Origin of the sequence: Flavihumibacter sp. ZG627, from assembly GCF_000814325.1 — a bacterium.
Classification (GTDB): Bacteria; Bacteroidota; Bacteroidia; order Chitinophagales; family Chitinophagaceae; genus Flavihumibacter.
On record NZ_JPHF01000001.1, the window covers coordinates 595,889 to 617,083 of the forward strand.

Sequence of the window (21,195 nt, forward strand, 5' to 3'; positions counted from 1 at the left end):
TTGCACCTGCAAATTTACGGAAGAGAACATGGCAACCTTGTACATCACCGTAATAAAAAAGATACCCTGTTGCAGCTTCTCAATAATTAACTTTGTTTAATGCATTTGAAGTTTTCGTTAGGCGAATTGCCCGGTATTGTTTTGAAGCTTATTTCGGAAGCCGGTTCTAAAAGAACAATAGCCCTCCGGGGATCAATGGGAGCAGGAAAAACTACTCTTGTTCACGCATTCTGTGATGTCCTAGGTGTAAAAGATGCAGTGGGTAGCCCCACCTTTTCAATCATCAATGAATATGGCACCACGGCTGGTCCGGTATACCATATCGATTGCTACCGTCTTCGTGATGAGCAGGAGGCTATTGATGCAGGTGTTGAAGACTGCCTTTATAGCGGAAACTGGTGCTTTGTTGAATGGCCAGAAAAAATACCCCACCTTTTGCCACAGGAGACAATGAAGATATTCCTGGAACGGCAGGAAGACGGTAGTCGGTTGCTAACGTTTTAATTTGTAATTTCCCATCCCTTTAACCATTACATGGCGCAGCAGAAACCTTTTATCAGCCCATCTTTCAGTTATGAAACGCTGGAAGAAACACTTGATGTTAAGCCCCGAGGGGCTCAACTGCATATTGGTATTCCAAAGGAAATCGCTTTCCAGGAAAACCGTGTTGCCCTTACCCCGGATGCAGTGGGGGTGCTTGTCAGCAATGGTCACCAGGTAGTAATTGAGCACAATGCAGGCGATGCTGCGCATTATCGCGACAAGGATTATAGTGAAGCAGGGGCCAGGATCGTTTATGATAAGGCAGAAGTTTACAAGGCTCCGATTTTGGTAAAAAGTGCTCCTGTAATTGAAGAGGATATTTGTCATCTTCAGCCCAATCATATCATTATAAGCCCTATGCATATAGGCTTGCTGAAAGCAGAGTTGTTGGAGAAGATGATGGAGAAACGTATAACCGCACTCTCTTTTGAAAATCTTAAAGATGAGAACGGTACATTCCCGATTGTTCGGAGTATGAGTGAGATTGCAGGAAGTGCTGTTATGCTGATTGCGGGACAGTACTTGGGATCTGCCAATCACGGTAAGGGTGTTTTATTGGGAGGCATAACCGGTATTCCACCTACCAAAGTTATAATTCTTGGTGCCGGAATTGTGGGAGAGTATGCTGCCCGGGCCGCTATGGCGCTTGGCGCATCAGTAAAGGTGTTCGACAATAGTGTCTATCGCCTCAAGCAATTACAGGATAATATAGGTCACAGGCTCTGGACCTCTGTGCTGGAACCTAAAATACTGGCTAAACAACTAAAGACATGCGAAGTAGCTGTTGGAACGCTGCGTAGCAATAGTGGAAGAGCTCCGGTGGTGGTAACGGAAGAAATGGTCAGCAATATGCGACCGGGCAGTGTGATCATTGACGTTAGCATTGATAGTGGTGGATGTTTTGAAACTTCTGAGATTACAAGCCACGAACAGCCCATCTTCATGAAGTATGGAGTAATTCATTATTGTGTTCCGAATATCCCTTCGGGTTTTGCCAGAACGGCCTCCCATGCCATCAGTAATGTTCTTATGCCGCTTTTACTTGAAGCCTCGGAAGAAGGGGGGATAGAAAACCTCATTTGGCATAAAGTTCATCTCAGAAGCGGAATATATCTGTTCAAAGGGGCACTTACTCATTTCCATTTGAGCCAGCGTTTTAATTTAAAGTATACTGATTTGAATTTATTGATTGCCAGCAGAAGATGAAGAGGGGTATCTTTTAGTACTTACTTTTTATAATCGCTGATCTTTATTTCTTCCCCGCAAAAGCCATATTCCTGTGGGTCATTGCTGCTAACTATTACCAGCCTGTTCTTACAATATTCTGAGATCAATCGCTGATAAAGGGCAATGCCATTTGCATCTAGATTGGTGCAGGGCTCATCAAGAAGCAAAACCGGTGTTTGTGAAAAGATTGCCTGGGCGAGTTTGATGCGTTGCTTCATGCCCGAGGAATAATACCTTATTTGTTTATGCGCCGCTGTTTCAAGTCCTACAATTTCCAACACAGAGGAAATGGAATGTGTGGGAAGGAGTGGTTTGAAGCCATGATGGAAATACAATAGTTCGGTTGCGGTCATTTCTTCAATAAGTTCGAGATAAGGGGCCGCAATTGAGAGGTGTAGATAGGCGTGCTCGGCATCTATGTCTTTGGATGATGAGCGATAGGTAACTGTTCCCGCTGAGGGAGCAACAGCACCGGCGATAACCTGTAATAATGTTGATTTTCCTGAGCCATTTGGTCCGGTGATAGCGTAAGACCTGCCGGATTCAAAACGATGGCTGAGTCCCCGGAAGATCCATTCACGGTTGAAGCGTTTACCTGCCTCAGATAGAGATATCGTCATCACTGCTGCCTTTGGTGAAGCGCTTGATGATGCCACGGCCACTCTCCCGAACAAAGGTCACGATCTCATCCCGCTCATCTGTGGCGCTGAACTCTTCTTCGATATATTCCAGGGCCTGGGAGGTATTCATACCCTTATTATAAAGTATCCGGTAGATATCAAGAATATGATTGATGCGGTCAATATTGAAACCACGACGCTTAAGGCCCACTGAATTTACTCCCGCATAAGATAGGGGAGTGCGGGCGGCTTTTATATATGGTGGAACATCTTTACTTACAAGTGATCCCCCGCTAACAAATGCATGTTGGCCAATGGAAACAAACTGGTGCACTGCGCTTACACCTCCAATAATTGCCCAATCGCCAACAGTTACGTGACCTGCCATCTGCACATTATTACTCATGATAACATTATTCCCAACCATACAATCATGAGCCAGGTGGCTATAGGCCATAATAAGGCAATTCTTGCCTACGGATGTCTTTCCCCTGTCTTTGGTTCCCCGGTTGATGGTAACAAATTCGCGGATGGTGGTTCCATCACCGATCTCGATATTGGAATATTCACCTTCGAACTTAAGATCCTGGGGAGTGGCAGCTAATACCGCACCAGGAAAGATGCGGCAATTTTTGCCAATACGTGCCCCTTCCATGATCGTAACGTTGCTCCCAATCCAGGTGCCTTCCCCAATTTCAACATCCTGGTGGATCACGGTAAAGGGATCTACCTTGACGTTGGTGGCGAGGCGTGCATTCGGATGTATATAAGTATGAGGATGAATCATATTAAAAAAAACGTCAGATTTTTAATCTGACGTGCAAAAATAGGGTAAATAAGGTATTTATCGCTTTTGGCTCCTTCCACTAATCCCTTTTGACGACTTGTGCTACCATATCGGCTTCAGCACAAAGCTTGTTACCAACATATACCGTTCCGCGCATTTCACAGATACCCCTGCGAATAGGAGCAGTTAGTTCCATTTTCAGCAGCATGGTATCACCAGGCACGATTTTCTGCTTGAATTTACAGTTGTCGATCTTTAGGAAATATGTATCGTATTGACCACCCGGCATAGAATTTATAGCCAGAATCCCTCCGGTTTGGGCAAGTGCCTCACAGAGCAGAACGCCCGGCATCACGGGGTTATTAGGAAAATGACCCTGGAAAAAAGGCTCATTAAACGTTACGTTTTTTACTCCCACTATAACCTTGTCTGTTAACTCGATGATCTTATCAACCAGCAGGAAAGGATAACGATGGGGGAGAGTCTGTTCTATTTGCTGTGCAGTGAAGATAGGGGGCTGGGTGCAGTCATAAACCGGAACATCTTTCAGATGACGGTTCTTCTTTATGTATTGTTTGATTTTACGGGCAAACTCTACATTGGTGCTGTGCCCGGGACGATTTGCAATGATGCGTGCCTTTACAGGATAACCGATCAAAGCAAGATCACCCACTACATCAAGCAGTTTATGGCGTGCCGGTTCATTGGGAAAGCGAAGTGTCAGGTTATTCAGGTAGCCTTCATGTTTAACCTCCATTTTATCGCGACCAAATGATTTCGCAAGCCTTTGCATTTCCTGTTCGGTGACTGGTTTGTCAACCACCACAATTGCATTGTTTATGTCGCCTCCTTTAATAAGGTTGTTATCCAGCAACATTTCCAGTTCATGAAGAAATACAAAAGTGCGGCAGGGACTAATTTCCTTTACAAACTCACGCATATTCTTGAGGCCAGCATGCTGGGTACCCAATACAGGTGAATTAAAATCGATGAGCGTGGTGATCTGGTAGTCCATGGAAGGCATGGCCACCATTTCCACCCTTTTCTGCTCGTCGTAAAAATAAATATTCTCATCAATGCTGTACCATGCTTTGGCGGCGGGTTGTTCCTGCACACCAACTTCCTGCAAGAGTTCCACGAAAGGCTGGCTGCTACCATCCATAATGGGGGTTTCAGGACCGTTAATTTCGATCAGGCAGTTATCAACGCCCATGCCTACCAATGCTGCCAGTACATGCTCTACGGTACTGACTTTTGTTCCATTGTCTTCGATTGTAGTTCCTCTTGAAGTGTCTGTAACTAAGTCACAATCAGCTTTTATAATTGGTTGTCCCGGAAGATCAATACGTTGGAATTGTAGCCCGAAGCCCGGTGCTGCGGGACGAAAAGTCATATCCACTTTTACACCGGTATGGAGGCCGGTTCCTGATATACTGATTTCTGCGCCTACCGTATGTTGTTTATCGGGATTGAAATTTGCTTGCATGCTGTGATGTGGTTCTTGTATAATTTATTGTTTCCAACTCTTCTATATTGCTGTTCTTTCAGCTAAAATCTGCTTTATCATTTGTTCCAGTTCTTTGAGTCTTTTCTCCATTTCGGGAAGATTCCGGCTTAGTGCCTGGCTACGGAGGGCACTTGTATAGTCATATGCAGGGGAACCGGTTACTGAGGTATTAGGTTCCTTGATAGACTTACTTACTCCACTTTGTCCATTGATTTTGGAACCATCTGCTATTGATATATGTCCAACTATGCCTGCCTGCCCGCCTATCATGACGTTCTTGCCGATTTTTGTACTTCCGCTAACTCCCACCTGCGCGGCAATTACGGTATTGTTTCCCACTTCAACATTATGTGCAATCTGTAAAAGATTATCCAGCTTCGCCCCTGATCGAATGATGGTACTACCGATCGTTGCCCGGTCGATGGTAGCATTGGCGCCGATCTCTACACGGTCTTCAATTACAACATTACCTATCTGTGGTACTTTTTTGAAGCTGCCATCTGGCTGGGGAGCAAAACCAAAACCGTCGCTACCAATTACTGTTCCGGCATGAATCGTAACCTGGTGGCCTATTTTACAATCGAAATATATTTTTACACCTGGATGAATAATACTGCGATCCCCAATGCTTACATTATTTCCAATATATGTGTTGGGATAGATTTTCGCCTGGTTGCCAATAGTCACATTCTCCCCGATATAGGTAAAGGCACCAATGAAAACACCTTCGCCAATTGAAGCGGAGGGGGAAACATAGCAGGGTTCCTGCCTGCCTACCAACTGCATGGTCTTCATCTCCTGGTACTTGGAGAGAAGGGTGGCGAAAGCAGAATAGGCATCTGATACCCTAATAAGTGTGGTAGTTACCGGTTGGCGTAATTGAAGACTTTCATTCACGATAATGATGGAAGCCGATGTGCTATATAAATAGTCTTCGTATTTTGGATTGGCCAAAAACGAAAGTTGCCCTTCAGCTGCCTCTTCAATTTTACCGAATGACCCAACCTGGGTGTCGGCATTTCCTTCAACTCTTCCATTGATCAGGACAGCGATCTGCGCGGCACTGAATTGCATATAATATTAATTTAATGCGGCATGCTATCAAATAAACCGGATGCCGTTTCCGGATTAAGGAAACAAAAGTAATATTTTTTAACAGGGCGGGATAAATTGTGCTGAATGAGCGCATTATCTACCTGTGAAATATCCCTGACATTACCTTTTTTAAAAAGAATATTTATCCTTTCTTCAGAAGGGTCATAGGTTGTATTGCTGGCTTCCCCGCTAAATACAAGGTAAGAAGCGTCCTCTACAGAAATACCGGCATATGCAGCAATGGCATTGCGTTTCTCATGAATTATCGAGTCTGAAACAGGATCGGCCTGTAAGCGGACCTTTAGCAATCTGCGGTCCACGATCATCCGGCATAGAGCAGCCAAAACTTTGTCGGGATGGTTAGTCCAGCTTTTAATAGCCCCCATAACATCGAAATCATCCAATTGGCAAAAGCGGTCAAGTTGTTCACATAGGTCGGGGGTCGACTTCTTTTGAAGGAAAAAATCCAGGACATCCGAAGGAGCTGTTACAGCGGTGCCGTTATTGATGAGGTAACGCGCACGACGGATAATATTTACCAGCATTTTCTCTGCGCAAAGTACCGTCTTATGCAAGTAAACCTGCCAGTACATCAGCCGGCGTGATACCAGGAATTTCTCAATTGTATAAATAGCTTTTTCCTCCACCACCAACTCACCTTCATGTACTGCCAGCATCTTGAGGATGCGGTCATATCCAATCACACCCTCTGAAACACCGGTGAAAAAACTGTCGCGGGTAAGGTAGTCCATCCGGTCCACATCGAGCTGACCCGATATTAGCTGTTGAAGAAATGGTTTATGGTAATTACCCCTGAAGATGCAAATGGCAAGTGAAAGGGCTCCATCCATTTCAATATTCAAAGCTTCCATGATAAGGACTGAAAGCTGCTCATGGTGAATTCCTTCTATAAGCGTTTGTTCGAGTGCGTGAGAGTAGGGACCATGACCCACATCATGAAGAAGAATAGCGATCCTGGCAGCAGTTTCTTCTTCAGCAGTTATCTCTACGCCTTTGCTGCGAAGTTCGGCCAGTGCATTTCCCATCAAATGATAAGCCCCAAGTGAGTGATGAAGGCGGGTGTGCACTGCCCCCGGGTATACGAGCTGGGCGAAAGCCATCTGCTGGATGCGCCTTAACCGCTGGTAATACCTGTGGCTGATGACCCTGAAAACAAGCGGATCATTGATGGTTATGAAACCATACACGGGGTCATTCACAATTTTCCTGCCTGTCTGCATCACCTTCCATGTTTTGTTAAATTCGTTAAATAGTAGCCGGCAAAAGTACGAAGCCGCAATAGATAAATTACATTTGGATTCATGCCATTAGCAACTATACTCTGGGTAGACGACGAAATGGAAAGCCTTCAAAGCCAGAAGCTTTTCCTGGAAACAAAAGGTTATGTAGTGCATACCCTTACCAATGGCTTCGATGCCATTGACTTTGTAAAAGCCAATCCGGTTGACCTTGTCCTCATGGATGAAACCATGCCCGGGATGACCGGACTGGAAACACTGGCGCAGATAAAAGAGATCAGCCAGCAGATACCAGTAGTGCTCATCACCAAGAATGAAACGGAGAACCTGATGGATGATGCCATTGGTTCGCAAATAAGTGATTACCTGATCAAACCTGTGAATCCCAACCAGGTATTACTTAGCCTGAAAAAAATTCTTGATAATAAAAGACTGGTTGCAGAGAAGACCACATTCGCCTACCAGCAACAGTTCAGGAACCTTTTTATGGCACTCAATTCCAATCCTGATTATAATGACTGGATGGATATCTATAAAAAACTGGTCTATTGGGAACTTGAAATGGAGAAAAGCGATTCACCTGAAATGCAGGAAGTTCTGCAAAGTCAGAAGCAGGAAGCCAATACAGAGTTCTGCAAATTCGTATCAAAAAACTATCTGAGCTGGGTAAATCCCAAATCCAGTGAGTCACCCATTATGTCCAATACAGTTTTTCGGTTTAAAGTATTGCCGCATATAGAACCTGGCATACCTACATTCTTTGTGTTGATAGATAATCTACGGTTCGACCAATGGAAGGCCATCCAGCCTATTTTTTCCGAATACTTCCGCATTCTGGAAGAGGATTGTTTTTACAGTATACTACCAACTGCCACCCAGTATGCGCGTAATGCAATATTTGCGGGATTGATGCCCGTTGAAATAGAAAAGCAATTTCCCCAGTTATGGAGGAATGATGAAGATGAAGGTGGGAAAAATTTGCAGGAGGAGAGTTTTTTTCATGCTCAGCTCAAACGTCTGAAAAGAGAGGATATTAAGTTCTCCTACATAAAGGTTGTGAATCACCAGGCAGGAAACGAACTGGTTAACAACATGCATAATCTCCTGAGTAATGACCTCAATATTATTGTTTACAATTTTGTTGACATGTTGAGCCATGCGCGCACGGAAATGGAAGTTTTGAAAGAGCTGGCCAGTGATGAAATCAGTTATAGAAGCATTACTGCCAGCTGGTTTGAGCATTCACCACTTTTCCAGGCACTAAAGAAAATTGCAGACAAAAAGTTCAATCTCATACTGGCCACAGACCATGGATCGGTGCGGGTGAATACACCACATAAAGTTTTGGGCGACAAGCAAACTACCACTAACCTGAGGTACAAGCATGGACGTAACCTCAATTATGAGGCCCGGGATGTGATGGCAATTAGGGATCCCCGTGAGGCGGGCCTACCTGTACCCACGGTGAATTCCTCGTATATTTTTGCAAAAGAAGATGGGTATCTCTGTTACCCAAACAATTATAATCATTACGTTAATTATTATCGCAATACGTTTCAGCATGGAGGAATCAGCCTGGAAGAAATGATCGTGCCTGTTATTAAGATGTCGAGTAAGTAATATGTGACAGTCCATTATCTTTGATCATCATTTTGACCATGAAATATACGCAGGCAACCATCAATAAACTTGAGCAAATACTTGATGAAGCATCATATATAGTGCGCTATGAAAGGGGAACCTTTCAAAGTGGATATTGTATCCTGGAGCAAAAAAAAGTGGTGGTGTTGAACAAGTTTCTTCAGCTAGAAGGGAAGATCAATACAATGTTAGATATTATACCACAACTCCGCATATCAAAGGAAGAATTGAGTGCCGAAGTGAGAAAAACATATGAAGAAGTATTGGAACGAGCCCGTGTAGCTGCAGAAGAGTCAGGTAACAAACCTACTGACAATAGTGAAAATCCCGCAGAACAATAATCAAATCAAACATTTTTGTCGCCACTTAAAATAACATTCCTCGGTTCCGGCACCAGCAGCGGGGTGCCTATGATCGCATGTGAATGTGAGGTGTGTACATCTCAGGATAAGCGCGACAACCGACTTCGTTCCAGCATACTTGTTCAATCGGCTACCACTACAATTGTGGTAGATTCAACACCCGATTTCCGTTACCAGATGTTGCGGGCAAAGGTTAAACATCTTGATGCCATCATATTTACACACCCTCATAAGGATCATATAGCGGGGCTTGACGATGTTCGAGCCTATAATTTTTTTTCGCATAAACCCATGAATATTTATGCAAACGAAATGACGCAAATGGCTATCATTCGAGAGTTTCCTTATGCATTTGCGGAAAGTAAATATCCAGGTGTTCCTGACATACAGATACATGCCATCGACCTTGAGCCTTTCAGCGTTGGAGATATTGATATAATCCCCATCCTGGTGTGGCATATGCAAATGCCCGTACTTGGATTCAGATTTGGAAATTTTACTTATATCACTGATGCTAATCGAATTGATTTGGCAGAACAGGAGAAAATAAAAGGAAGTAAATATATAGTTCTGAATGCTCTCCGGCATGAAAAACATATTTCCCACTTCACCCTCGGAGAAGCTGTATCGATGGTGAAATCGCTTAATGTGCCCATTGCTTATTTTACACATATCAGTCACCAATTAGGCCTGCATGCAGTAATTAACCAGGAACTTCCAGCCGGAATGCAACTTGCGTATGACGGATTAATGGTAGAGTGCTGATAATCTTTTTATCAAAAGGAAATACCGTTAAATGACGGTTGACAGGCCTCTTGAAATCCTCTAGATTGTGCTGATGAAGAAGCCTGAAATAAAGGAATTAATTATTGCATACTTAACTTTTTCTGCAAGGGAAAGAATTGGGGTATTAGTTTTGGTTTCACTGATACTAATACTTTTTATAGCTCCGGATTTTCTTCCCAAGCCAAAAACTCCGATAAGTATTGATGATAGTTCTGTGGTGGCATTAATTGACAGATGGAGGGTTGATAGTACAAGTAGTTTTGAGTACTCGTCCAGATCACCACGAAAAAAGCTTTCTGACCTTTCAACCGGCGTGCCTATCGGTGACCGGGAGAATCATACAGGAAAATTATTCCTTTTTGATCCCAATACTGCAAGTCATGCTGATTGGGTTGCCTTAGGTGTTCGCGACAAAACAGCTTCCACTATCATCCGGTACCGTGAAAAGGGAGGTCGATTTCGAAAACCTGAAGATATATCCCGGATTTTTGGTCTGTCACCTTCTCTTGCCATGCGGCTTCAACCGTTTGTTAGGATAAAACCATTGCCTGTTGATCAATCCAATGAATCTGCTGCAATAAAGACAGGCAAGGTTTGGAACAATAATAATTTTCCGGTTCCACCTTCTGCGACTCTTAAGGTTGATATTAATTCAGCGGATAGCTTGCAATGGTTAGCCCTGCCTGGTATCGGGCCGAAGTTGACGAGCCGGATATTAAACTTCCGGCAGCGTTTAGGCGGGTTCAATTCTGTACATCAGATTGCAGAAGTATATGGACTTGCAGATTCAGTTTTCCAGATCATAAAACCTTTGCTTGTAGCAGGGGAAGGACAAATAAAACAAATTTCAATCAACTTGGCGGGTAAAGCTGAACTGGCAGAACATCCCTATATACGTCAGCAATTAGCAAGTACCATTGTTCAATACCGGGAAGCTCATGGCCCTTTCACGCAGCTTGAAGATCTCATGCGGATACACCTTATTTCGGAGAAAGTGTTTGAGAAGATAAGACCATACCTGAAAATTCCCTAACTAACACTTGTTAGTGAACTAAAAAAGACCTTATATTGCATTTGCAAAGAGGATCCTTTGCGGGAAATCAGTAGAACAGAGTATGAATTTTGAACAATCGGAGCTGACAGAGCAAGTAGCACAAACGGCCAGGGAATTTGCAAAGCAACACATTTTACCACATGTTATGGAATGGGATGAAAGCCAGCATTTTCCGGTTGATGTTTTTAAAGCCATGGGCAAACTGGGACTTATGGGTGTACTTGTACCCGAAGCCTATGGTGGAACTGGTTTGAGCTATTTTGAATATGTCGCTATTATCCAGGAGATTGCAAAGGTATGTGGGTCAGTTGGCCTAAGCCTTGCCGCTCATAATTCATTATGTACAGGTCATATTCTTGCTTTTGGAAATGAAGAGCAGAAGAAAAAATATCTACCTAAACTGGCCTCGGCAGAATGGATAGGAGCCTGGGGATTAACAGAAGCAAATACTGGCAGTGATGCTGGCAATATGAAGACTACCGCCGTTCGTGACGGCGAAGATTGGCTGCTTAACGGCACCAAGAATTGGATCACACATGGGAAAAGCGGTGATATAGCAGTGGTAATTGCGCGTACGGGTGAACCTCGTACTAAAGACAATGCCACTGCGTTCATCGTTGAAAAGGGCACACCGGGTTTCAGTGGTGGGAAAAAGGAAAATAAGCTGGGCATGCGTGCAAGTGAAACAGCTGAGATGGTATTTGATAATTGCAGGATTCCTGACGCCAACCGCCTTGGAGAAATCGGGGCCGGGTTCAAGCAGTCAATGAAAGTACTTGATGGTGGTCGTATCTCTATAGCGGCCCTTTCATTAGGCATTGCAAAAGGTGCTTTGGATGCGGCGCTCAAATATTCCAAAGAAAGGCACCAGTTTGATCAGCCAATCTCTAATTTCCAGGGAATTTCATTTAAACTTGCCGATATGGCAACAGAGATCATGGCAGCCGAACTATTGACTAATCAGGCTGCTGATATGAAGGACAAGGGAATGAAAATGACCAGGGAAGCTGCAATGGCTAAATATTATGCCAGTGAAGTTGCTGTTCGTGCGGCCAATGAGGCAGTACAGATCTTTGGGGGATATGGTTATACAAAAGATTTTCCTGTGGAAAAATTTTATCGCGACGCTAAATTATGTACCATCGGAGAAGGAACTTCTGAGATTCAGAAAATCGTAATTGCCCGGGAAGTACTTCACTAATTGTCTCTTTCGTTTGCTTGCTATAAATGAAGCCGCATCATTCCTGGTGCGGCATTTTTTTTATGATAGATAACGATCAAATAAGTAAGGGAGTCCTGCCTATTCGTTTTCCTCTAAAAAGAATATGCTCTCTACAGGCTTTTTAAACACCCTTGCAATTTTTAATGCAAGCACTGTTGACGGCACATACTTGTTGGCTTCCATCGCGTTAATGGTTTGGCGGCTCACAGATACTTTTATAGCCAGTTCCTCCTGTGTTAACCCGAGCATAGCTCTTTCTACCTTGATATTATTTTTCATCGGCCAGGGCTTTAGATGTTCTGTAAATAAGATAGTTGAATCGTATTATGAAAAGTATCAGAATCGTAAACATGTTATATATCATCACATTCATGAAAGGCATTCCATAAACGAAAATAAAAGCTAGTATCAATAAGATATAATTGACAAGAACAGCCCACATCCAACTCGATAATCTGAGTTTCGCAATAAATTCATCTTCCTGTTTTTCACTCGAAAATGCTACAAGCATACCACCTACAATAAAAACAGTACCTATGATGGTATTGCTTATATCAGTTGTTATAAAGGCGAATACCTGGTCTTTGGTAAACAATTCTTTGTTCCAAATGGCAAAGACGCGGGCCGTAATCCATTTGGCGTCAAATCCAAGGGAAGCCAGAATAATACCGCATATGGTCGCTGGGATCAAGACGAACCAACCAAGAATCTTATATTGGTTGGGAAGGAGTTTAGGGGTAAGCATTTGAGTTATATTTGAATAAAAGTAAAAAATATTTTACAATATGTAAAGTATAATATACATTTTGTAATAAATATTTTACATTCATAACCAAAAGAAACCCCGCTATGCGGGGTTTATATATTTTTTATGCATATCAATCCAGGAAGTCGTCGGCTTCCTTATCGCGGGTATTATATTTGTCGAAAAGGCGGTCGATAGCTCCTCCAAAAATGGGAAACTTCTCTTTCGCGAAATTCTTTATTATCTCAACTACCTTATAAGCCTGGTCTTCAGTGATTCCCTCTGCTTTTAATTGTTCTATTAGCTCCTTCATAACTTTCTGTTTGAAATTATTGGCTATGCTACTTTCAACAGGCTCATCTTACTTTTATCAAATTTCTTTTCTGCATATTCCAAAGTAAGATGGAATTTTGTTTCCTTACTTGAAGGGAGCTCAAACATTGCATCCGTAAGAATACTTTCGCAGATAGATCTTAATCCCCTTGCACCGAGCTTATACTCCATTGCTTTTGATACCATGAAATCAAGCACATCATTATCGATTTTTAACTCAATACCTTCTATCTCAAATAGTTTTTTGTATTGTTTGATCAATGCATTCTTTGGTTCTGTGAGTATCGAACGTAGCGTTTCGGTATCAAGCGGATTTAAATATGTCACAACAGGAAGTCGGCCGAGTAATTCTGGTATCAGACCAAAATGTTTCAGATCCTGTGCGTTTACATATTGCAACAAATTCTTTTTTGCTGCCTCCTGTTGTTCCTTATTTACATTAAACCCAATAGCATTGGTGTTCACTCTACGTGCTATAAGTTTATCAACTCCATCAAAAGCACCGCCACAGATAAAAAGAATATTCTGGGTGTTGATCTTTATAAGCTTTTGTTCCGGATGTTTCCGTCCCCCCTGTGGTGGAACAAGAACATCAGTACCTTCCAGGAGTTTTAAAAGACCTTGCTGTACACCTTCTCCGCTTACATCACGGGTGATAGAAGGATTGTCACCCTTACGAGCTATTTTATCGAGCTCGTCAATATAGACGATCCCTCTTTCCGCAGCAGTAACATCATAATTACATACCTGAAGAAGACGTGTGAGTATACTTTCTACATCTTCACCAACGTAACCTGCTTCTGTAAAAACGGTCGCATCCACAATTGCAAAAGGAACATTCAGCAGTTTTGCAATGGTTTTTGCTAAAAGGGTTTTACCCGTGCCGGTTTCACCTACCATTACAATATTGCTCTTCTCGATCTCAATATCTCCTTCAACCGCGGGCTTTTGTTGTAAACGCTTATAGTGATTATAAACTGCCACTGCAAGAACCTTCTTCGCATCATCCTGTCCTATTACATATTCATCGAGAAAACGTTTGAGTTCAATAGGCTTTTTTACAGTGAGTTTAAACCCTGTACCTGTAGTTTCATTACGGGTCAATAATTCCTGTTCGATGATCTCACGAGCGTGATCAACACAGTTCTCGCAAATATGTCCATCCTGCCCGGCAATAAGGATTTTCACCTCATCACGGCTTCGGCCGCAGAAAGAACAATGTAAAGTATTTTTTGCCATACGCGCTGTTGCTAGAGTGCAAAGTTATCTATTCCATTAGATTGTAAAAGATTAAAAAACCGTTCCGACTGAAGGAACGGTTTTTTACTATATAGTTTTACGGGTTTTACCGTATAATTTCTGTTAAAACAACTAGACTTTCTCCATAATACCATCAATAATACCATATTCAATTGCTTCTTTGGCATCCATCCAGTAGTCTCGATCGAAATCCTTCATAATCTGTGCCATTGTTTTACCGCAGTTTTCAGCGAGGATCTTTGCGCCTAGTTCTTTTACTCTTCTTGTTTGTTTGGCCTGGATTTCCAAATCAGCACTTACTCCCTGCATATAACCACCAAGGCTGGGTTGATGTATCATGACCTCTCCGTGTGGGTAAATGAACCTTCTGCCTTTTACGCCGCCACTCAGTAATATAGATCCCATGGATGCTGCCAGTCCCATACAAATTGTACTAACCGGGCTTTTTAGCATTTTCATAGTGTCATATATGACCATCCCACTTGTTACTACGCCTCCCGGACTATTGATATAAAACTTTATTTCATTGTTATTATCTGCATCTAGTAACAGCATTTTTGTAACAACTTCACGGGCCGATTTGTCATCAACAGGGCCCCACAGATATACAGCACGCTGGTCAAAGAAATATTTCTCCAGACGCTTATTTAGCATCATGAGTTCATCTCGCTTATCATCCCTTTGTTTTTCTTCTTCTTCTTCCATTCGGAAGTGATTGTATTGGGCGTTATACATGATCAGGTTTGAAATTTGATTTTTAAGTTTTGATGTTCATGCATTTTATGCACTTCTCAATTCCTGGACTGAATTAATTAGTCGCGGTGTTCTTTCCTGGGATTCACCAACAGCACTTCATCAACAAGTCCATATTCTTTAGCTTCGGTGGAAGTTAGCCAGTAATCACGATCGCAATCTTTCTCCACTTGCTTCAGTGGTTTTCCAGTATGATGGGCTATGATTTCATATAATTCCTTTTTCAGCTTTCGGATCTCATTAACCGTAATTTCTATATCCGATGCCTGACCGCCAATAGCGCCGCTTGGCTGGTGCATCATGATTCTGCTATGTTTTAATGCTGTCCGTTTGCCTTTGGTTCCCGCACACATCAGCACAGCGCCCATTGAAGCCGCCATACCAGTGCAGATAGTTGCCACATCAGGTGTAATGTATTGGAGTGTATCATACATTCCGAGGCCGGCATATACACTTCCCCCCGGGCAATTTATATACATCTGTATATCTCTCGTGCGGTCAGTACTTTCAAGAAACAACAATTGTGCTGTAACGATATTTGCCACTTCATCATTAATTGGGTATCCCAGAAAAATGATCCGATCCATCATGAGCCTGCTATATACATCCATAACAGCAATATTCATTGGACGTTCCTCGATGATATTGGGAGTAAGATTAGTGACCTGGTGTTTCTGGTAATCGTGCAGTGTGAGGCTCGATATACCCCGATGCTTGACAGCGTATTTTTCAAATTCTGAACTCATAATTCCGGGTTATTTTGATAAAAATAAGGTACAACTGCGGTGCAAATACCTTTCCAATTGAAAATCATGACAAAAATGCCAGGAAAATATGACAAAAGAGGACTTGGTGGCAATGTAGGCAGTCGAAAGCCTGATAAATTCAAAACCATATTAAAATAGAGTGTCAGTAATGACACTCTATTAATATTTAGAATAATATATAAGAGGGGCTCCCTCCTTCATGTTAGTGATGATGCTGGTGTTGAGCCTGCAACTTCTGGAAATCTTCCAGTAAGATTGGCTTCTCATCTTTCTGCACAAGACTTTCTGCTACTGCAAAAAGTTTGTCAGTTTGAATGCGGTGGAAGCTGTCATCAATGAATTTACGATCCTTCATCATACGTTCAACATAATCATTGACCCATGGTTGTTCAATATCTAATTGTCCCATATTCATATTCCCCATGTAGCTGAAGAGTTGCGCCTTGGCAAACTCCCTGATATCTTCGGGCTTTACCTCGATATTATTTTCCTTTACCAATTGATCAACAATGAGGGTCCATTTAAGTGAACTGGAGAAGGATGGATATTCTTTTTCGGCCTCTTCTTCAGTCTTTGGTTTATCTCCGCCATTTTGCATCCAGCGTTTCAAGAAAGATTCCGGGAAACTTATCTGAGTTTGATCGATCAGGTGATGGTAGATGGCATCAAAAAGCTGGTTTCTGCTTTGAGCATCAAACTGAAGCTGGATATCTTCTTTTAAAGCTGAGCGAAAAGCAGCTTCGTCAGTAATATCTTTCCCAGGGAAAACGGTTTTGAATAAATTTTCGTCCAGCGGTGCTTTTTCAACCAGTCCTACTTTTGTGATCAGCAGGTTGAAATATTTATCAGCAGCGGCTGGGTCATCTTTTGAAAGTCCCAAATCTCCCAGAATCCACTCTCTTTCTTTAGCATCAAAAGCTTGGCTTAACTGTCCATTTACCTGATCATCTTTCTTTTTCCCAATCAGGCTGGAGCGGAAGCTTTCTGAGAAATATTTAACAAGGACCGAGTTCTCTTTAGTTGCTCCACCTTCCAAAACATTACCCTCTGAATCGGTTTCAGTAAAAGTAATATTCAATACATTATCATCACCGGTTACAGTTTCTGGTTCGGTCATATTGCCATTGCGCAACTGCAGGCGCTCGAGTTCCTCATTGACCATTTCATCAGTAATAATGATCTTGTGGAAAGGCAGTTTTGCAGATGCCAGATCGGCAACTTTGAAATCAGGCTTAAGACCAACTTCAAAAGCAAAGGCATATTCATTCGGATTGTTGAAATCCAGCTGACGGCTGTCATTTTCAGGCAGTGGTAAGGGCTGGGCGAAAATCTCTAGCTTCTCATTCACCATGTAATCGCTAAGCTGTTTTTCAACTGAGCGCAAAACCTCGTCTGTGAAAACGGACTGTCCATGCATCTTCCGGATCATACTGGTTGGAACCATGCCCTTGCGGAAGCCGGGTATATTTGCTTGTTTGCTATAATTCTTCAATGCTTTTTCGAAGGATGGCAGATAATCTTCTTTTGCCACTTTCACGGTGATCTTGTCATTCAAGAGACCAATATTTTCCCTCGTAACGGTTGCCATGCTTTGCAATTTTAATTTGATACAATACGGCCAACGGTTATGCCGCTGCCTTTATTTTTGGGGGGCAAAGGTACGGATTTGTTTGAAGGTACGGCATGGAAATTGGCAATCTCGAAGGGAAATTTGGCGGGCACTAAGGTCGATATTATCAATCCTTGTCTTGTAAAACCAATAGTGGGATATCAGAACGATAGGCCATTTCACGTGTATGACTTCCGCTTACAAGGCGCTCCCACCAGCTATGTTTATGGGCAACCATTACCAGCAGCTGGCTCGGGTATTGTTCAAGAAATGACTCCAATCCCGCTTCCACACTGCTGTGTTCAACCGTATGATATTGATGTTGAAGATGTTCCAGTATAGGTTCAAGCCGAACTTTTCCACTGATCTGTTCAGGCGACATGATCTCAGCCGGGCGCTGGATATTTACCATATTCAATTTTGCACCAGGATGTTTTTTGACAAGTTCGGCCAGCATATTCAGGCATCGGAGATTCATGGTATAGCTGAAATCCGTAGCATACACAACTGATGTCCATTCTGAATAGCTTGCTCCTTCCGGCACTACCAGAACTGGTATATGTGATTTCCTGATAACCGCCGCAGTTGTACTTCCTATAAGTTTATCAATGGCCTTGTTTTCTCCACGCATACCGATAACAACTAATTCTGCACCTATTTCCTTTGACTGGTAAACCACTTCGTCTGCGGGTAACCCAATATTAACCATCACTCTGGGCGTTAAACCGGTTTTTTCCTGGATGCTGCCGGCAAGTTCGCTTGCCATCCGCTCATTATCTTTCTGAAGTTCTTCAACAGAAACCATCACATAAGGAACTTCGCTCACAGGTGTGGGAAGCAGGTAAGCATGAAGAAGTGTTAATTCAGCTCCCAGTGTCTTTGCCAATTGTGCCGCATAAAGGGCCGCATCTTTTGCAGGGGCAGAAAAATCTGAAGCAACCAGGATTGATTTCATATTAGCATTTTTATATGGCATGAAATTACATCATCCCGCCGGTTGTCAAAATGATAAATGTCAGTATATCAACTGATGCATTCCCGAATTAGATGCGGATGCGATAAAAAAAACGGAAGCCAGTTCTGATCAGGGATGTCCTTCTCTTTGCTGTCTTCCGTTTCTAAGTGTGCGGGCGATAGGAATCGAACCTACATGCCTTGCGGCGCCAGATCCTAAGTCTGGTGCGTCTGCCAGTTTCGCCACGCCCGCCTTAATTCCCCAATCAAAACCTTTGGGGTTTGCAAATGTAGGGGTTTTGATGAAAAAACTAAAAACACCTTCTTTTCTGTAAATTCGTATACTGTCTTAGACGATAACAGAAAAGAATGGAAACAGTAGCCGCGATCCCGAAATACAACCTTACCGATGACCAGGAAAAGAAACTTATCCTGCGGGAATACCGTGCCCTGCTGAGGTGCCTGAAACCCAAACTGAAGACCAGGGATAAAGAATTGGTTCGCACAGCTTTCGCAATGTCGGCCGATGCGCATAAGACCATGCGCCGGAAAAGCGGGGAGCCTTATATCCTTCACCCACTGGCAGTAGCGAGAATTTGCGTGGAGGAGATCGGTTTGGGTGTCCGTTCTACAATTTGCGCTCTTTTACATGATACAGTTGAAGATACTGACATAACCCTCGATGATATAGAAAGAACATTTGGCCAGGAGATTGCTCGTATTGTGGATGGACTTACCAAAATTGCCAATGTAATTGATGTTAATGCCTCCCAGCAGGCGGAGAATTTCAAGAAGATACTTCTAACCCTCACAGATGATCCTCGTGTTATCCTGATCAAACTCTCTGACCGCCTTCATAATATGCGGACCCTGGAGAGTATGAAAAGGGAGAAGCAACTCAAGATATCCTCGGAAACAGTTTATGTTTATGCTCCCCTGGCACACCGGATGGGGCTCTACAATATCAAGACCGAGATGGAAGACCTGGCCATGAAATACATGGAGCCGGACACCTATAAGGAAATTGCCAAAAAACTTGCAGAAACCAGGAGGGAGCGTACCCGCTATATAAATGAATTCATACGGCCTCTGAGAGAGAAAATGGAAAAATCAGGATTTGATTTTGAGATCCATGGCAGACCCAAAAGTATTCATTCTATCTGGAATAAGATGAAGAAAAAGGGTGTGAGCTTCGATGAGGTTTATGATCTCTTTGCCATTCGTGTGATCCTGAATTCGCCTCCGGAACGCGAAAAGGAGGAATGCTGGAAAGTATATTCCATGGTAACAGATGAATATACTCCCTCTCCTGAACGTCTTCGTGATTGGCTTTCCAATCCAAAAAGTAATGGATATGAAGCACTTCATACAACAGTGATGGGACCCCAGGGAAAATGGGTGGAAGTTCAGATCCGGACCAAGCGGATGAATGAGATCGCAGAAAAAGGACTTGCAGCACATTGGAAATATAAAGAAGGACAGGCCGATGAAAGCCGCTTTGAAAAATGGTTTCACCAGATAAGAGAAGTTTTGCAGTCTCCCGATAATGATTCTGTTGATTTTCTGCAGGATTTCAAAACTAGTTTCCTCGCAGAAGAGATTTATGTGTATACCCCAAAAGGGGATGTAAAAATGTTACCGGTAGGTTCTACTGCACTGGATTTTGCCTTTTCAATCCACTCGGCGGTTGGAGCTAAATGTATAGGCGCCAAAGTGAACCATAAACTGGTGCCTTTAAGTCATAAGCTTCGTAGCGGAGACCAGATAGAGATCATCACTTCCAATAAACAAAAACCTTCCGAAGACTGGTTGAATTTTGTTGTTACGGCTAAGGCCCGCACCAAAATAAAAGATGCTCTCAAGGAGGAGAAACGTAAAATTGCTGAGGATGGAAAATATTATGTGCAACGCAAGGTAGAAGGCATGGGAGCTGGTTATAACAGCCACAATATTGATATACTGGTAGACTTCTATAAACAACCATCCACACTAGATTTCTTTTACCAGGTAGCAACTAAAACAATAGATCTTAAGGAGCTGAAAGATTTCCATGTTCTGGGCGATAAACTGGAAGCACCCAAACCACAGCGCCCGGTAATGGAGTTGAAACCGGAGTACACGGGTGCATCGGAGTATGGTAAAAAGGATGCTGAACTGATAATATTTGGTGAGAGTAGTGATAAGATAATGTATCATCTTGCCAATTGCTGTAAGCCTATTCCCGGTGATGATGTATTTGGCTTTGTTACAACCGGTAAAGGCCTGACAATCCATCGCACCAATTGCCCTAATGCTTCCAAACTGCTGGCCAATTATGGCCACAGGGTGGTAAAGACAAAATGGGCGAAGAACAAAGAGATTTCTTTCCTCACAGGCCTTAATATTATTGGATTGGATGATGTAGGTGTGGTTAATAAGATCACTAACCTGATTTCAGGTGAGATGAAGATTAATATAAGTGCATTGTCTATTGAAGCAAAGGAAGGCATCTTCAGGGGCGCCATTAAAGTTTTTGTTCATGACAAGGAAGAACTGGATGAGCTGGTTAAAAGCCTAAAGGCGCTTACCGGAATTCATACAGTTGACCGATTTGATGCAGAACTCCCGCTCAACTCATCAGGTTCAAGCCATTAGTTTAAATAATAAAATAATTTGAAGCATCAAACTCACT

General features: G+C 42.8%; 21 protein-coding genes and 1 tRNA gene. 8 read left to right on the forward strand and 14 right to left on the reverse strand.

Annotation, left to right across the window (positions count from 1 at the left end):
• Positions 1-99: 99 nt before the first annotated feature.
• Both tsaE and HY58_RS02600 read left to right on the forward strand, forming a co-directional pair.
• Positions 100-504, forward strand: coding sequence for a tRNA (adenosine(37)-N6)-threonylcarbamoyltransferase complex ATPase subunit type 1 TsaE (tsaE, locus tag HY58_RS02595; RefSeq protein ID WP_039127170.1), 405 nt, complete (start codon positions 100-102; stop codon positions 502-504).
• Between the two features lie 30 nt (positions 505-534).
• Positions 535-1,749 (forward strand): alanine dehydrogenase, encoded by a 1,215-nt coding sequence (locus HY58_RS02600; protein WP_039127173.1) that lies wholly within the window; start codon positions 535-537, stop codon positions 1,747-1,749.
• 20 nt (positions 1,750-1,769) lie between these two features.
• On the opposite strand, the gene HY58_RS02605 is transcribed toward HY58_RS02600, so the two are convergent.
• From HY58_RS02605 to HY58_RS02625, 5 genes are all read right to left on the reverse strand, one after another.
• Positions 1,770-2,390, reverse strand: a complete 621-nt coding sequence (locus tag HY58_RS02605) for an ABC transporter ATP-binding protein (RefSeq protein ID WP_039127176.1) — start codon at positions 2,388-2,390, stop codon at positions 1,770-1,772.
• Positions 2,371-3,177, reverse strand: a complete 807-nt coding sequence (gene lpxA / locus HY58_RS02610; RefSeq protein WP_039127179.1) for an acyl-ACP--UDP-N-acetylglucosamine O-acyltransferase — start codon at positions 3,175-3,177, stop codon at positions 2,371-2,373. Before lpxA ends, HY58_RS02605 begins: the two co-directional genes overlap by 20 nt.
• A 79-nt stretch (positions 3,178-3,256) precedes the next feature.
• Entirely contained in the window at positions 3,257-4,663 is a 1,407-nt protein-coding gene (locus tag HY58_RS02615) for a bifunctional UDP-3-O-[3-hydroxymyristoyl] N-acetylglucosamine deacetylase/3-hydroxyacyl-ACP dehydratase (RefSeq protein WP_039127182.1), read from the reverse strand.
• A gap of 42 nt (positions 4,664-4,705) precedes the next feature.
• A complete protein-coding gene (lpxD, locus tag HY58_RS02620) occupies positions 4,706-5,758 on the reverse strand; it encodes a UDP-3-O-(3-hydroxymyristoyl)glucosamine N-acyltransferase (RefSeq protein ID WP_039127185.1) in 1,053 nt (350 codons plus the stop codon).
• An 11-nt stretch (positions 5,759-5,769) separates the two neighbouring features.
• On the reverse strand, positions 5,770-7,020 hold the full coding sequence (locus HY58_RS02625; RefSeq protein ID WP_052323787.1) for an HD domain-containing protein: 1,251 nt from the start codon (positions 7,018-7,020) through the stop codon (positions 5,770-5,772).
• Positions 7,021-7,101: 81 nt separating this feature from the next.
• Between HY58_RS02625 and HY58_RS02630 the strand changes: the two genes are divergently transcribed.
• The 5 genes from HY58_RS02630 (at position 7,102) to HY58_RS02650 (ending at position 12,082) form a co-directional block, all read left to right on the forward strand.
• Entirely contained in the window at positions 7,102-8,658 is a 1,557-nt protein-coding gene (locus tag HY58_RS02630) for a bifunctional response regulator/alkaline phosphatase family protein (protein WP_039127188.1), read from the forward strand.
• Between the two features lie 38 nt (positions 8,659-8,696).
• Positions 8,697-9,020, forward strand: coding sequence for a hypothetical protein (locus HY58_RS02635; protein WP_039127191.1), 324 nt, complete (start codon positions 8,697-8,699; stop codon positions 9,018-9,020).
• Between the two features lie 15 nt (positions 9,021-9,035).
• Positions 9,036-9,806: an MBL fold metallo-hydrolase gene (locus HY58_RS02640; protein ID WP_253271488.1), complete on the forward strand. Its 771-nt coding sequence runs from the start codon at positions 9,036-9,038 to the stop codon at positions 9,804-9,806.
• Between the two features lie 73 nt (positions 9,807-9,879).
• On the forward strand, positions 9,880-10,860 hold the full coding sequence (locus tag HY58_RS02645; protein ID WP_052323789.1) for a helix-hairpin-helix domain-containing protein: 981 nt from the start codon (positions 9,880-9,882) through the stop codon (positions 10,858-10,860).
• Positions 10,861-10,942: 82 nt separating this feature from the next.
• Positions 10,943-12,082 carry an acyl-CoA dehydrogenase family protein gene (locus HY58_RS02650; protein WP_039127194.1) on the forward strand — a complete coding sequence of 380 codons (1,140 nt, stop codon included), beginning with the start codon at positions 10,943-10,945 and terminating at the stop codon, positions 12,080-12,082.
• Positions 12,083-12,181: 99 nt separating this feature from the next.
• Here HY58_RS02650 and HY58_RS02655 read toward each other — a convergent pair whose 3' ends face one another.
• The 9 genes from HY58_RS02655 to HY58_RS02695 all read right to left on the reverse strand — a co-directional run bounded on the left by HY58_RS02655 (position 12,182) and on the right by HY58_RS02695 (position 18,777).
• Entirely contained in the window at positions 12,182-12,382 is a 201-nt protein-coding gene (locus HY58_RS02655) for a helix-turn-helix transcriptional regulator (protein WP_039127197.1), read from the reverse strand.
• On the reverse strand, positions 12,372-12,848 hold the full coding sequence (locus HY58_RS02660; protein ID WP_039127200.1) for a hypothetical protein: 477 nt from the start codon (positions 12,846-12,848) through the stop codon (positions 12,372-12,374). Before HY58_RS02660 ends, HY58_RS02655 begins: the two co-directional genes overlap by 11 nt.
• Before the next feature lie 133 nt (positions 12,849-12,981).
• Positions 12,982-13,161, reverse strand: coding sequence for a hypothetical protein (locus tag HY58_RS02665; protein ID WP_039127204.1), 180 nt, complete (start codon positions 13,159-13,161; stop codon positions 12,982-12,984).
• A gap of 23 nt (positions 13,162-13,184) precedes the next feature.
• Positions 13,185-14,420, reverse strand: coding sequence for an ATP-dependent Clp protease ATP-binding subunit ClpX (clpX, locus tag HY58_RS02670; RefSeq protein WP_039127206.1), 1,236 nt, complete (start codon positions 14,418-14,420; stop codon positions 13,185-13,187).
• Positions 14,421-14,552: 132 nt separating this feature from the next.
• Positions 14,553-15,176 (reverse strand): ClpP family protease, encoded by a 624-nt coding sequence (locus HY58_RS02675; protein WP_216593758.1) that lies wholly within the window; start codon positions 15,174-15,176, stop codon positions 14,553-14,555.
• A gap of 77 nt (positions 15,177-15,253) precedes the next feature.
• Positions 15,254-15,940 (reverse strand): ClpP family protease, encoded by a 687-nt coding sequence (locus HY58_RS02680; RefSeq protein ID WP_039127208.1) that lies wholly within the window; start codon positions 15,938-15,940, stop codon positions 15,254-15,256.
• 223 nt (positions 15,941-16,163) lie between these two features.
• The gene (tig, locus tag HY58_RS02685; protein ID WP_039127211.1) at positions 16,164-17,549 is read right to left on the reverse strand and encodes a trigger factor; all 1,386 of its coding nucleotides are present in this window, start codon (positions 17,547-17,549) and stop codon (positions 16,164-16,166) included.
• Positions 17,550-17,697: 148 nt separating this feature from the next.
• Complete coding sequence (locus HY58_RS02690) at positions 17,698-18,525, reverse strand: universal stress protein (RefSeq protein ID WP_172644587.1); 828 nt, start codon at positions 18,523-18,525, stop codon at positions 17,698-17,700.
• A gap of 170 nt (positions 18,526-18,695) precedes the next feature.
• Positions 18,696-18,777: transfer RNA gene (locus HY58_RS02695), tRNA-Leu, on the reverse strand.
• 116 nt (positions 18,778-18,893) lie between these two features.
• Here HY58_RS02695 and HY58_RS02700 point away from each other — a divergent pair.
• Positions 18,894-21,158, forward strand: coding sequence for a bifunctional (p)ppGpp synthetase/guanosine-3',5'-bis(diphosphate) 3'-pyrophosphohydrolase (locus tag HY58_RS02700; RefSeq protein ID WP_039127217.1), 2,265 nt, complete (start codon positions 18,894-18,896; stop codon positions 21,156-21,158).
• Positions 21,159-21,195: the final 37 nt, after the last annotated feature.